The sequence below is a fragment of the Maricaulis virginensis genome (genome assembly GCF_027922185.1).
Lineage (GTDB): Bacteria > Pseudomonadota > Alphaproteobacteria > Caulobacterales > Maricaulaceae > Maricaulis > Maricaulis virginensis.
The window spans coordinates 130,261-141,972 of record NZ_BSFE01000007.1; the positions used below are offsets into that span (position 1 = coordinate 130,261).

Consider the following 11,712-nt stretch of genomic DNA (forward strand, 5'->3'; position numbering starts at 1 on the left):
AGGCGCCGCGCGGCTTGATTGACACCCATCCCCCCCATCCTTAAGTCACCCTGACGTTTCAAAGCAATGTTGGCGTCTCCGGCGAGAGGGACGGACTCGAGCGCCGGACGCCGGTCCAGTTGTACGCAAAGCCAGAACCACATGCTGTCTATAGCCCGCAAGATCTTCGGAACCGAGAACGACCGCAAACTTCGCCGCATGCGGCCGATGGTCGAAAAGATCAACGCCCTGGAGCCCGACTTCCAGGCACTCTCCGACGACGCCCTGAAGGGCAAGACCGCGGAATTCCGCGAAAGGCTCGGCAAGGGCGAGAAGCTGGACGACCTGCTGCCGGAGGCGTTTGCCGCCGTGCGCGAGGCCGCCAAGCGCGCTCTGGGCCTTCGCCCGTACGACGTGCAGCTGATGGGCGGCATGGTGCTGCACGAAGGCTCCATCGCCGAAATGAAGACCGGTGAGGGCAAGACGCTGGTCGCCACCCTGCCGACCTATCTCAACGCGCTGACCGGCAAGGGCGTGCACATCGTCACCGTCAACGACTATCTGGCTACACGCGACGCCGAGTGGATGGGCCGCGTCTTCGCCCAGCTGGGCATGACCACTGGCGTGATTTCCCACGGCATGACCGATCCGGAGCGCCGCCAGGCCTATGCCTGCGACATCACCTACGGTACCAATAACGAGCTCGGCTTCGACTATCTGCGCGACAACATGAAATACTCGGTCGAGGAGATGGTTCAGCGCGGGCACGGCTTCGCCATCGTCGACGAGGTCGACTCCATCCTGATCGACGAGGCGCGCACGCCGCTGATCATTTCCGGCCGCACCGAAGACCGGACGGAATTCTACCAGACAATCGACCAGCTGATCCCGCTTCTCGACGAGGATTGCTACGAGATCGACGAGAAGGCCCGCTCGATCCTGCTGACCGAAGAGGGCAATGAGAAGATCGAGGAGCTGCTGAAGGCCCGCGATCTCCTGAAGGAAGATGCCGACCTCTACGACGTCGAGAACATCGCGACGGTCCACCACGTCAACCAGGCGCTCAAGGCGCACAAGCTGTTCGTGAAGGACAAGGACTACATCATCAAGGACAACAGCGTTGTCCTGATCGACGAGTTCACCGGCCGCATGATGCCCGGCCGCCGCCTGTCCGATGGTCTGCACCAGGCCATCGAGGCCAAGGAAGGCACGGACATCCAGCCGGAAAACCAGACCCTCGCCTCGGTCACCTTCCAGAACTATTTCCGCCTCTACGACAAGCTGGCGGGCATGACCGGTACGGCCCTCACCGAGGCCGACGAGTTCATGGACATCTACAAGCTGGGCGTGGTCGAGATTCCGACCAACCGGCCGATCGCCCGCGTGGACGAGGAAGACGAGGTCTACCGCACGGCGAAAGAGAAATACGACGCCGCGATTGCCGATATCGAGGATTGCGTGAAACGCGGCCAGCCGGTGCTCGTCGGCACGGCCTCGATCGAGAAATCCGAACTGCTGTCGGACATCCTGACCAAGCGCAAGATCAAGCACCAGGTGCTCAACGCGCGCTATCACGAGCAGGAAGCCTACATCATCGCCGATGCCGGCGTGCCGGGCGCGATCACCATCGCGACCAACATGGCCGGCCGCGGCACCGACATCCAGCTCGGCGGCAATGTGGAAATGCGTCTTGGCGCCTGGCTGAACGAGCAGAAGGAACTCGGCAAGGAGCCGACCGAGACCGAGATTGCCCGCGAGAAGGACAAGATCGCGGCGGACGTTGCCGAGAAGAAGAAGCAGGCGCTCGATGCCGGCGGTCTCTACGTGCTGGGCACGGAGCGCCATGAAAGCCGGCGGATCGACAACCAGCTGCGCGGCCGGACCGGCCGCCAGGGCGATCCGGGCCGCTCGAAATTCTACATCTCCGTTCAGGACGACCTGCTGCGCATTTTCGCGCCGGAGCGCCTCGACGGCATCATGCGCACGCTCGGGATGAAGGAAGGCGAAGCCATCCAGCACCCGTGGATGTCCAAGGCGCTCGAGACCTCGCAGAAGAAGGTCGAGCAGCGCAATTTCGACATCCGCAAGAACGTCCTCAAATACGACGACGTGATGAACGACCAGCGCAAGGCCGTGTTCGAGCAGCGCATCGAGTTCATGACCGCGGACGATGTGTCCGACGTCATCAAGGACATGCGCCAGCAGACGGCCGAGGACCTTGTCGAGGCCCACATCCCGCCGAAGGCCTATGCCGACCAGTGGGATGTCGAGGGCCTGACCAATGAGGTGAAGGACACGTTCGGTCTCGACCTGCCGATCGCCGACTGGGCAGCCGAGGAAGGCATTGCCGACGAGGAGATCCTTGAGCGCATCGTCGCTGCGGCCGACAAGGCCTATGCGGAGAAGGCTGTCAATGCGGGTCCGGACCTGATGCGGCGGATCGAGAAGTCGATCCTGCTCCAGGCCATCGATATCAACTGGCGCGAACACCTGCAGAATCTCGACGCCATGCGCGCCATGATCGGCCTGCGTTCCTACGCCCAGCGCAACCCGCTGAACGAGTTCAAGACCGAGGCCTTCTCGCTGTTCGAGCGCATGATGGACAATCTGCGCGGCGAAGTGACCCGTCAGCTGATGCTGATCCGCTTCGAACGGGCTCCGGCTCCGCCGCAGGCACCGCGGGACATTCAGGCCAGCCATATCGACGCGACGACCGGCCGCAACGAGATGGACGGGCCGGACCGCGAGCCGGTCGCCCCGCGTCCGTCAGCCCCGCGTGCTGCAGCCGTCGATCCGAACCGCCCGGAGACCTGGGGCCGCGTTGCGCGCAACCAGCTCTGCCCGTGCGGCTCCGGCAAGAAGTACAAGCATTGCCACGGCGCGATCGATCAGGCCTCGGCCTGATCCTCCATGGGTACCGCTTCAGACTTTCCCCGTCTTCGCCCGGCCCGGCCGGGTGAGGACGAGGCGCTGTCCCGCCTGTGCCTCAGATCGAAAGCCTATTGGGGATATGACGCAGCCTTCATGGCGGCCGTCTCGCCCTATCTCAAGGTTACGCCTGACGCGATCGAGGCCGGCTACACCACCGTGGCCGAGGCTGAGGACGGCACGCTCCTGGGCGTCTGCCAGATCGACCCGGACGGGCATGGCGGCACACTGGACCTCCTGTTCATTGCGCCGGAAGCGATCGGTTCCGGCGTCGGACGCGCGCTGTTCGAACACGCCAAGGACCAGCTGCGTGCGCGGGGCGATACGGTGATGACCATCCTGTCGGACCCCTATGCCGAACCCGCCTATCTGCACATGGGCGCCCGCCGGGTCGCCATGCGTCCGTCCGACGTCTTCAAGGACCGCGAACTGCCCTGGCTGGAAGTGGCGCTCTAACGGCCCGGCCACACAGTCTCTACTCGGGATACTGGAACACGTCCTCCAGGCCGACGCCGAATATCCGGGCGATCTTGAAGGCCACCTCCAGCGAGGGGGAGTATTTGCCCTGCTCGATCGCGATGACGGTCTGCCGGGTGACTCCGACCTTCTCGGCCAGCTCGGCCTGGGTCATCTCATTGGTGTGAAAACGCAGCGTTCGGATCTGGTTGGTGATCGGGGTGGATTTTGCCATTGGCTAGACCTCCCCGCGATAGGCAAACAGCTTGACGCCGATCGAGACCACGCCGGCGAGCATGCCGCCCACGAACAGGGTCTGGGCGATCCAGAAGCTGTGCACGTCCAGCACCAGCATCACCAGGGCCGCGAAGCCGACGGCATGCATGGCATGACCGCCCCAGGCATCGCCGCGCCGCTCGATATCGCGATCCCGCTCGTCATCGATGATGCCATCGGCCTTGCGCACAGCCGGGTCCGAGATCGCCATACGGACGGCGGAGATCACCAGCAGGACGATGAATATCCCCATCGCGATCGCCATGGGCCATTTCCAGGCGATCTCGTCCAGCGGCACCTGGCCGATCTGCGGCACGACCCGGACCAGATACCAGCCCAGCGCCAGGACACCTCCGGCCAGCGCCGCCAGATTGATCTTTTCCATGAATGACATGCGTTACACTCCCTGGCGGTAGCCGATCAGGCAGGCGACCGACTTGACGATCTCGCCGGCGACCAGGGCCAGCAGGACCAGGTTGGCGATCCAGAACACCGAAAATCCGGCCAGGGCCAGAACCAGCGATCCGCCTGCACCGGCCGAGACGACATAGCCGGCGATCTGGTCGCTGCGCATCGAGATCAGCCGGTCGCGTTCGTCAGCCGGCGCGTCTGCATCCTTCGGCGCCGTCGAGCTGACAATGATCGTGCCGACAATCATCACGACGATCAGCAACACGATGGTGCTGATCATGTGACCGGCGTTCAGAACGGCCTCGCCGTCAAGCGCCGCCTTGGCGGTATTCCCGAAATACATCCCGTAGATCAGCACATTGGCGATCAGGGTCAGAACCGCGATTTTTTCACGGAAGGACATGTCAAACACTCCAGTCTTGATGTCGATTATCTTTGACATTGACGGATGTAAGACATCACCGACCTGATGTCAAATTTTTCGGACACTGTGTCGCAAAAAGATGACCCGGCATGCGGGTCATCCCATGAAATCAGGCTTTTACGAGATCACCCGCCAGGGCCTGCTCGATCAGCGCAATCGTTTCCGTGACGCCATAGATCGCCACGAAGGACCCGAAGCGCGGGCCCTGGGACTGGCCGAGCAGGACTTCGTAGAGCCCCTTGAACCAGTCGCGCAGATTGTCGAAGTCCTGGGTCTTGCCGGCGGCATAGACCTCGTCCTGGATCTTCGTGGCGTCGCGTTCACCGGCATCCATGGCCTTCAGGCGCTGCAGGAGATCCTCCATCGCCGCCCGCTCGATATCGCTCGGCGCACGGAAGGCCTTGGTCGGCTCCACGAAATCCGCGAAATACTGCACGGCAAAGCTCGCCAGATGATCCAGCAGCGGATGCGTCTGCGGCGTCGCCCCGTCGACATAGCGGCCGATAAAGCCCCACATCACATCGCTGGAATGCGCACTGGCCGCCGAGGCCAGGTTCAGCAGCAGCGCGAAGGAGATCGGCGAGGTCTCCGACGGCGGATTGCCGGTATGGATGTGCCAGGCCGGATTTTCCAGCTGCTGGGCCTCATCCTGGCCGGGATAAGCCGCCAGATGCTGGAGATACTCGTCCACCGCCTTGGGAATGACATCGAAATAGAGCCGCTTGGCCGTCTTCGGCTTGACGAAATTATAGTAGGCCAGGCTCTCCTGCGGCGCATATTTCAGCCAGTCCTCGACCGACAGGCCATTGCCCTTCGACTTGGAGATCTTCTCGCCCTTCTGGTCGAGGAAGAGCTCGTAGACGAATTGCGTCGGCGGTTCGGCGCCAAGGATCTTGCAGATGCGCGAATAGATCGGCGCATTGGTCTGATGGTCCTTGCCGAACATCTCGAAGTCGACTCCCAGGGCCGCCCAGCGCATGCCGAAATCCGGCTTCCACTGCAGCTTCACCTGGCCGCCCTTCACGGACAGCGTGGTCTCGGTGCCGTCCTCATCGTCGAAGGTGACCGTGCCAGCCTTCGCATCGACCGACTTCATCGGCACGTAGAGCACACGCCCGGTCTTCGGCGAGATCGGCAGGACCGGCGAATAGGTCGCCTGGCGCTCGGCCCCCAGCGTGGGCAGCATGACCTGCATGATCTCGTCATACTTTTCGAGCGCCCGGACGAGAATGTCGTCATAAGCCCCGGACCGGTAGAGCTCGGTCGCCGACTTGAACACGTAGGTGAAGCCGAAGCTGTCGAGAAAGCCGCGCAGGCGCGCATTCATGTGGGCGCCATAGCTGTCATGCGTGCCGAAGGGATCCGGCACCACGGTCAGCGGCTCCTGCAGGTGTTCGGCCAGCATCGCCTGATTCGGCAGGTTCTCCGGCACCTTGCGCATACCGTCCATATCGTCGGACACACAGATCAGCTTCGGCTCATAGGCGCCGCCGGTCAGCACGTCGAAGGCATGCAAGACCATCGTGGTGCGCACGACTTCCCCGAACGTGCCCATGTGCGGCAGGCCCGACGGCCCGTAGCCGGTCTCGAACACGACCGGCCCGGATTTTCGGCCGAGCTTGTCCAGACGCTTTTTCAGCAGGCGCGCTTGTTCAAACGGCCAGGCTTTCGCGTTTTGGGCAAGATCGGAGATCATCGGATCGGTCTTTCTGTTCTTGGAGTGCGGAAAAGCTGGCGAGGTAGAGGGGAAGCGCCAGAGCGTCAAGCTCAACGGGCGCGGCAGACCCTTGCGCCGGCATCGCCGCAATTCGGCCCGCTTGCATCCGAAATGATGCCATGTGCTGTGCCTAACCTCTTGAAGCGGGCGGGGAGCCATGCGTTAGTGGGAGAAAATTCGAGCATGTCGGATAGATCGATGGAATTTCACCGAACCAAGCGCCTGCCGCCCTATGTATTCGAAGAAGTCAATCGCCTGAAGGCGCGTTTGCGGGCCGAAGGTGCCGACATCATCGATTTCGGCATGGGCAATCCCGACCTGCCCACCCCGCAGCACATTCTCGACAAGCTCAAGGACACGGTGGAGAAGCCGCGCACCAACGGCTATTCGGCCTCGCGCGGCATTCCCGGCCTGCGCAAGGCGCAGGCGCGCTACTACAAGCGCCGTTTCGGTGTCGACCTCGATCCCGACAAGGAAGTCATCGTCACGCTGGGTTCGAAGGAAGGCTTTGCCAATCTCGCCCAGGCGATCACGGCTCCGGGCGATGTCGTCCTGGCGCCCTCGCCCTCCTACCCGATCCACACATTCGGTTTCCTGATCGCCGGCGGCACCATCCGGCACGTCCACGCCCCCTCGCCGGAGGAATATCTGCGCGGCCTGGAACACGCCGCCCGTCACACCGTGCCGAGCCCGATCGCCGTTGTCGTCTGCTTCCCGTCCAATCCGACCGCCCAGACCGCCACGCTCGACTTCTACAAGGACGTCGTGAAGTTCGCGCAGAAGCACGACCTCCTCATCCTGTCTGACCTGGCCTATGCCGAGATCTATTTCGGCGACGAGCCCAGCCCTTCAATGCTGCAGGTCGATGGCGCCAGGGAGCGGACGATCGAGTTCACCTCGATGTCCAAGACCTACTCCATGGCCGGCTTCCGGGTCGGCTTCGCGGCCGGCTCGGAACGCCTGGTCGGCGCTCTGGCGCGCGTGAAATCCTATCTGGACTACGGCGCGTACACGCCGGTCCAGGTCGCCGCCTGTGCCGCACTGGACGGGCCGCAGGACTGCGTCGATGAGGCGCGGGCGATCTATCGCCACCGCCGTGATGTTCTGGTGGAAAGTTTCGGCCGCGCCGGCTGGACGATCCCGAAGCCAGAAGCCTCGATGTTCGCCTGGGCGCCCCTGCCCGAAGGCTGCGAGGAGATGGGCTCGCTGGAATTCTCGAAACAGCTGATGGAGGAGGCCGGCGTCGCTGTCGCGCCCGGCATCGGCTTTGGCGAGCACGGGGAAGGCTATGTCCGCCTGGCACTGGTGGAAAACGAGCAGCGCATCCGCCAGGCCGCGCGTGGCGTCGGCGAGTTCCTGAAAACCCGCCGACCCGCGATCCGGGCCGTCTGATCCTGGAGCCCGTTTATCCTTCCCCTTGATGGGGAAGGTGTCCGGCGAAGCCAGGCGGAAGGGGTGAACCCCGGTGGTTGCGTGGTTGCGAATTGGCAAACACCTCGCTCCCACCCCCTCCGGCTCGCGGCCAGCGCCACGATCCTCCTCCCCCATCAAGGGGGAGGAGGGCATTCTGTCCGCCCCTAGAAATAGTGACGGATGCGCGTGGTGTGCGGCCATTTGGCGCCCGCCTTCGAACGCAGGCGGCGGCGGCGCATGCGCGACTGCATCACATTGCGCGCTTCTTCCAGCGACGGCAGATCGGCAGCCGGCTCGGCCTTGAGCTCTTCGCGGTGCGCGACGAAGTCGGCGTAGGCCTCGAGTTCGGCGGACAGGCTGGCAGCGACGAGGTCGATCATGATCGCGTCGTCGACATAGCCCAGGACCGGCGTCGCGTCCGGGATCAGGTCTTCCGGATCGGCAAAGTAGGCCAGCGCGTCGATGACGTTCTTGCGGTCATCGCCTTCCAGCTTCCAGTCCTCGTCTTCCAGCATGCCCAGAAGCGGACCGAGCTGGCGGATACGGGCCTTGACGAATTCCGGCGGATTGGAGGCCAGCGCCTTGTCCATCATGTCGGAGACACCCGCCATGATCCGGGACTCGTCCGTCGTACCCAGCGAGGCGCGGGACTGTTCGAGACGCTCCCGGAAAAAGTCGAGATCCGCGTCGGTCAGATCGAGCTCGACCTTGAGAGTGGGGGTGGTTTGTTCGGTCATGATGTCGAAGGCACCTTCCTGTTGCCGTTGATTGATGACGCCTTGTCGCATGACCGGCGTCCAGCACAAAGCGGGATCGGGTGCGCCTGCCGTCCCGGGGGATCGTCGTGAAGGCCGTCACCCCGGGGGGCAGCGGCAATGCGCGGTTAACCACGAACATGATTTCCGCTCCCTGCCAAGGCCCGCGCGCGATAAGTTTCTCGCATGAATGTCGCTTTCAATACGGCCGTTACAGGCATGCTCGCCGCCCAGTCCCAGGTCGCCACGGCCGGTTCGCAGATGGTTGCGAATTCGGCCAAGGGCCAGGACATCATCCAGGCCGCCGTCGCCATCAAGCGCGCGGAAGCCACGCACGCCGCCGCAGCGGCTGTCGCCCGGACGGCAAGCGACATGACAGATACCCTGCTCGACATCACGGTCTGAGCAGATCCCGCTCGGTCGGTGGATGGCCGGTGGGCGTCATCTCCTGTGCCGGTTACCTCTGTGGGCGCAGTGCGGCACGGGAGATGACGATCCCGGGCGTCGCCAAATCCCGCCCACAATCGCCCTCGCAATCTCCGGCAAAACAGCCTAACTGATGGGCCATGGCCCAGAAGATTTCCGTCGATATCGTCGCCGACCTCGTCTGTCCGTGGTGCTGGCTCGGCAAGCGCAACTGGGATGCGGCTGTTGCCGCCGTGCCCGAGGTCTCGGTGGAGACGATCTGGCGCCCCTACCAGCTCGACCCGACGCTGGCTCGCGAAGGCCGCCCCTATCGCGACTACATGAAAGCGAAATTCTCCAGCGCCGACGATGCCGGCCGCTGGAAAGCCATGCGCGAATATCTCGAACAGGCTGCGCCCGGCGCCGGGATCGACTTCCGCTTCGACGCCATCGAGATGCGACCCAACACGCTGGACGCCCACCGCCTGATGCGCTGGGCCCGCGGCCAGGATTGCGCGGACGCGATGGCGGAGAGCCTGTTTGCGGCCTTCTTCCGGGACGCCCGTGATATCGGCGACCGTGCCGTTTTGAGTGAGCTGGCTGGCGAAGCCGGCCTGGACACTGCGATCATCGCCGATCTGCTGGCGACCGATCGCGACGAGAAAGCCGTCTGGGAGGAAGAGGTCTTCTTCCGCAAGCTCGGCGTAACCGGCGTACCGACCTATATTTTCAACGGGCAGTTCGCGGTGTCGGGCGCCCAGGAGCCGGCCGTGCTGGCCGACGCCATCCGCCAGGCCGTGAACGAGCCGGCGGAAAGCTGACCGGACCTGGGTCCGGCGAGAGGGGAAGCATGTCTGCACTGCAAGCCGTCGGGCTCTATTCGGCACTCAATCTTCTGATCCTTCTGGTGCTGGCTGCCAATGTGTCGCGCCATCGCCGCCGCGCCAAGGTCAGCCTGGGCACCGGCACGGATCCGCTGCTGGAACAGGCCATCCGCGCGCATGGCAATGGCGTGGAATGCGTACCGCTGGCGCTGCTCGCACTCTTCCTCACGGCGTCGCTGGGATATGGCGCGATGATCGTCCACGCTCTGGGCATCGGCCTGACGCTGGGCCGCTTCGTCTACAGCTACGGCCTGCTGACCAGCCCCGGCCCCAGCATGGGCCGCATGATCGGCACCGGGCTGACCTGGCTGGTCCTGCTGGCCGAGGTTCTGCTCCTGCTCGCCGCCGCGATCAGCTGACCCATTGCCCGGCGGCCGCTCCGGGCGCTATAGGCCTGCCATGACCCAAGCCCAATCCGCACCCGATGCCGCCCGCCTGCAGGAGATTGCCGCCGATCTGATCGCGCGCGCAAAATCCGCCGGCGCCGACCACGCCGAAGCCTCCGTCGCTGAATCGCGTCATACGGAGCTGTCCGTACGCGACGGCAATCTGGAGGATATCGAGCGCTCCGAATCGCTGGATGCCGGCGTGCGGGTCTTTGTCGGCCAGCGCCAGGCCGGCGTCGCCTTCTCCGACCTGTCCGAGCAGGGCCGCCAGTTCACCGTTGAACGCGCCATCGCCATGGCCAGGGCCGCGCCGGAAGATCCGTTTGCGGCCCTTGCCGATCCGGAGCGCCTGTGCACCAACCCGCCGCGCCTCGACCTGTTCGAGGCGGTTGAATGGTCGCCGGAGGAGCTGGAAGCCATCGCCAACCGCGTCGAGAAGGCGGCACGCGCGATCGAGGGCGTGACGATGACCGACACCGCCTTTGCCAGCTATGGCCAGGGTGCGGCGGCCTACGCCACGACGACCGGGTTCAATTCAGGCTGGCGCAAGAGCCAGTTCGGCTATGGCGCCTCGGTGATCGCCGGCAAGGACGGCGCTATGGAGCGCGACTATGCCGCCACCAGCGCCCGGCGGGGCGCAGACCTGAAATCCCCCGAGGAGATCGGCACCGAAGCCGGCGAGCGCGCTGCGCAGCGTGTCGGCCCGCAGAAGATCAAGAGCGGCGTGATGCCGGTCGTGTTCGACCGCCGCGTCGCAACGGCCTTCCTCAGCGCCTTTTGCGGGGCGATCAGCGGTCCCTCGGTGGCCCGCGGCGTATCCTTCCTGCGCGACAAGATGGGCGAGAAGGTTTTCGGCGACGGTATTGTCATCGTGGACGATCCGCACCGCGACTGGGGACACGCCTCCTGCCCCTTCGACGGCGAAGGCACGGTCAACGCCCGCAGCAACATCATCGAGGACGGCCGGCTGACCACCTGGTTCCTGAACTCGTCCGCGGCCCGCCAGCTGGCGCTGGAGCCGACCGGACATGCCCGCCGCAATATGGGCGGCCCGCCGGGTGCCGGTCCGACCAATCTCCACCTCGAGCCCGGACAGGCCAGCCGCGACGAACTGATCGCCCAGGCCGGCGACGGCCTGCTGGTGACCGAGATGTTCGGCCCCTCGCTCAACGCCAATACCGGCGACTGGTCGGTCGGCGTGTCGGGCTATCGCATTGCCGGTGGCCAGATCGACCACCCGGTCAGCGAAGTGACCGTGGCGGGCAATCTGATCGAGATTTTCGCCCGCCTCGTACCGGGCAGCGACCTGGAATTTAGAGGGGCCGTTAACGCCCCCAGCGTATGCGTTGACGCGATATCGGTCGGCGGTCTTTAACGCCGCCGCAGACACGACCTCATCGGGAGCCCATCATGAGCGAGACCCACATCAACAACCAGCTGCTCCACCTCGTCATCGGCGGCGAGCTGGTCTGCGTCGATCCGAAGAATTGCGAATTCAAGGATCTCAAGGCCGTCGACTTCGTCGGCGCGTTCGGCAGCTATGAGGATGCCCGCAAGGCCTGGAAGAATGCGGCTCAGCAGACCGTGGACAATGCCCACATGCGCTATTTCATCATCCACGCGCACAAGCTGCTCGATCCGGCCGCAGAGACGAAATAGGCCGGACCGCTGACCGCGA

General features: G+C 64.3%; 13 protein-coding genes. 8 read left to right on the top strand and 5 right to left on the bottom strand.

The window, feature by feature from the left end; genetic code table 11:
- The first annotated feature begins 141 nt into the window (after positions 1–141).
- Both secA and PKE71_RS12865 read left to right on the top strand, forming a co-directional pair.
- The gene (gene secA / locus PKE71_RS12860) at positions 142–2,883 is read left to right on the top strand and encodes a preprotein translocase subunit SecA (RefSeq protein WP_271187389.1); all 2,742 of its coding nucleotides are present in this window, start codon (positions 142–144) and stop codon (positions 2,881–2,883) included.
- Between the two features lie 6 nt (positions 2,884–2,889).
- The gene (locus PKE71_RS12865; RefSeq protein ID WP_271187390.1) at positions 2,890–3,363 is read left to right on the top strand and encodes a GNAT family N-acetyltransferase; all 474 of its coding nucleotides are present in this window, start codon (positions 2,890–2,892) and stop codon (positions 3,361–3,363) included.
- Between the two features lie 19 nt (positions 3,364–3,382).
- Here PKE71_RS12865 and PKE71_RS12870 read toward each other — a convergent pair whose 3' ends face one another.
- The 4 genes from PKE71_RS12870 to PKE71_RS12885 all read right to left on the bottom strand — a co-directional run bounded on the left by PKE71_RS12870 (position 3,383) and on the right by PKE71_RS12885 (position 6,170).
- Positions 3,383–3,598: a helix-turn-helix transcriptional regulator gene (locus PKE71_RS12870; RefSeq protein WP_271187391.1), complete on the bottom strand. Its 216-nt coding sequence runs from the start codon at positions 3,596–3,598 to the stop codon at positions 3,383–3,385.
- 3 nt (positions 3,599–3,601) lie between these two features.
- Positions 3,602–4,033, bottom strand: coding sequence for a hypothetical protein (locus PKE71_RS12875; RefSeq protein WP_271187392.1), 432 nt, complete (start codon positions 4,031–4,033; stop codon positions 3,602–3,604).
- Between the two features lie 3 nt (positions 4,034–4,036).
- Complete coding sequence (locus PKE71_RS12880; protein ID WP_271187393.1) at positions 4,037–4,453, bottom strand: hypothetical protein; 417 nt, start codon at positions 4,451–4,453, stop codon at positions 4,037–4,039.
- A gap of 130 nt (positions 4,454–4,583) precedes the next feature.
- Positions 4,584–6,170, bottom strand: a complete 1,587-nt coding sequence (locus PKE71_RS12885; RefSeq protein ID WP_271187394.1) for a lysine--tRNA ligase — start codon at positions 6,168–6,170, stop codon at positions 4,584–4,586.
- 219 nt (positions 6,171–6,389) lie between these two features.
- On the opposite strand from PKE71_RS12885, the gene PKE71_RS12890 reads away from it, so the two are divergent.
- Complete coding sequence (locus PKE71_RS12890; RefSeq protein ID WP_271187395.1) at positions 6,390–7,583, top strand: LL-diaminopimelate aminotransferase; 1,194 nt, start codon at positions 6,390–6,392, stop codon at positions 7,581–7,583.
- A gap of 185 nt (positions 7,584–7,768) precedes the next feature.
- On the opposite strand, the gene PKE71_RS12895 is transcribed toward PKE71_RS12890, so the two are convergent.
- On the bottom strand, positions 7,769–8,341 hold the full coding sequence (locus PKE71_RS12895; RefSeq protein ID WP_271187396.1) for a YkvA family protein: 573 nt from the start codon (positions 8,339–8,341) through the stop codon (positions 7,769–7,771).
- A gap of 204 nt (positions 8,342–8,545) precedes the next feature.
- Here PKE71_RS12895 and PKE71_RS12900 point away from each other — a divergent pair, with 204 nt between their 5' ends.
- The 5 genes from PKE71_RS12900 (at position 8,546) to PKE71_RS12920 (ending at position 11,693) form a co-directional block, all read left to right on the top strand.
- Positions 8,546–8,764 (top strand): hypothetical protein, encoded by a 219-nt coding sequence (locus PKE71_RS12900; protein WP_271187397.1) that lies wholly within the window; start codon positions 8,546–8,548, stop codon positions 8,762–8,764.
- 161 nt (positions 8,765–8,925) lie between these two features.
- Positions 8,926–9,585, top strand: coding sequence for a DsbA family oxidoreductase (locus PKE71_RS12905; RefSeq protein ID WP_271187398.1), 660 nt, complete (start codon positions 8,926–8,928; stop codon positions 9,583–9,585).
- 29 nt (positions 9,586–9,614) lie between these two features.
- On the top strand, positions 9,615–10,007 hold the full coding sequence (locus PKE71_RS12910) for an MAPEG family protein (protein ID WP_271187399.1): 393 nt from the start codon (positions 9,615–9,617) through the stop codon (positions 10,005–10,007).
- Between the two features lie 40 nt (positions 10,008–10,047).
- Positions 10,048–11,409 carry a TldD/PmbA family protein gene (locus PKE71_RS12915; RefSeq protein ID WP_271187400.1) on the top strand — a complete coding sequence of 454 codons (1,362 nt, stop codon included), beginning with the start codon at positions 10,048–10,050 and terminating at the stop codon, positions 11,407–11,409.
- A gap of 35 nt (positions 11,410–11,444) precedes the next feature.
- On the top strand, positions 11,445–11,693 hold the full coding sequence (locus PKE71_RS12920; RefSeq protein ID WP_271187401.1) for a DUF4170 domain-containing protein: 249 nt from the start codon (positions 11,445–11,447) through the stop codon (positions 11,691–11,693).
- Positions 11,694–11,712: the final 19 nt, after the last annotated feature.

What these genes read in the sequence shown, in the direction of transcription:
- PKE71_RS12870 (WP_271187391.1), bottom strand. Translation starts at nt 3,598, where the DNA reads ATGGCAAAATCCACCCCGATCACCAACCAGATCCGAACGCTGCGTTTT.
- PKE71_RS12910 (WP_271187399.1), top strand. Translation starts at nt 9,615, where the DNA reads ATGTCTGCACTGCAAGCCGTCGGGCTCTATTCGGCACTCAATCTTCTG.
- PKE71_RS12890 (WP_271187395.1), top strand. Translation starts at nt 6,390, where the DNA reads ATGGAATTTCACCGAACCAAGCGCCTGCCGCCCTATGTATTCGAAGAA.
- PKE71_RS12900 (WP_271187397.1), top strand. Translation starts at nt 8,546, where the DNA reads ATGAATGTCGCTTTCAATACGGCCGTTACAGGCATGCTCGCCGCCCAG.
- secA (WP_271187389.1), top strand. Translation starts at nt 142, where the DNA reads ATGCTGTCTATAGCCCGCAAGATCTTCGGAACCGAGAACGACCGCAAA.
- PKE71_RS12915 (WP_271187400.1), top strand. Translation starts at nt 10,048, where the DNA reads ATGACCCAAGCCCAATCCGCACCCGATGCCGCCCGCCTGCAGGAGATT.
- PKE71_RS12895 (WP_271187396.1), bottom strand. Translation starts at nt 8,341, where the DNA reads ATGACCGAACAAACCACCCCCACTCTCAAGGTCGAGCTCGATCTGACC.
- PKE71_RS12865 (WP_271187390.1), top strand. Translation starts at nt 2,890, where the DNA reads ATGGGTACCGCTTCAGACTTTCCCCGTCTTCGCCCGGCCCGGCCGGGT.
- PKE71_RS12875 (WP_271187392.1), bottom strand. Translation starts at nt 4,033, where the DNA reads ATGTCATTCATGGAAAAGATCAATCTGGCGGCGCTGGCCGGAGGTGTC.
- PKE71_RS12885 (WP_271187394.1), bottom strand. Translation starts at nt 6,170, where the DNA reads ATGATCTCCGATCTTGCCCAAAACGCGAAAGCCTGGCCGTTTGAACAA.
- PKE71_RS12905 (WP_271187398.1), top strand. Translation starts at nt 8,926, where the DNA reads ATGGCCCAGAAGATTTCCGTCGATATCGTCGCCGACCTCGTCTGTCCG.
- PKE71_RS12880 (WP_271187393.1), bottom strand. Translation starts at nt 4,453, where the DNA reads ATGTCCTTCCGTGAAAAAATCGCGGTTCTGACCCTGATCGCCAATGTG.
- PKE71_RS12920 (WP_271187401.1), top strand. Translation starts at nt 11,445, where the DNA reads ATGAGCGAGACCCACATCAACAACCAGCTGCTCCACCTCGTCATCGGC.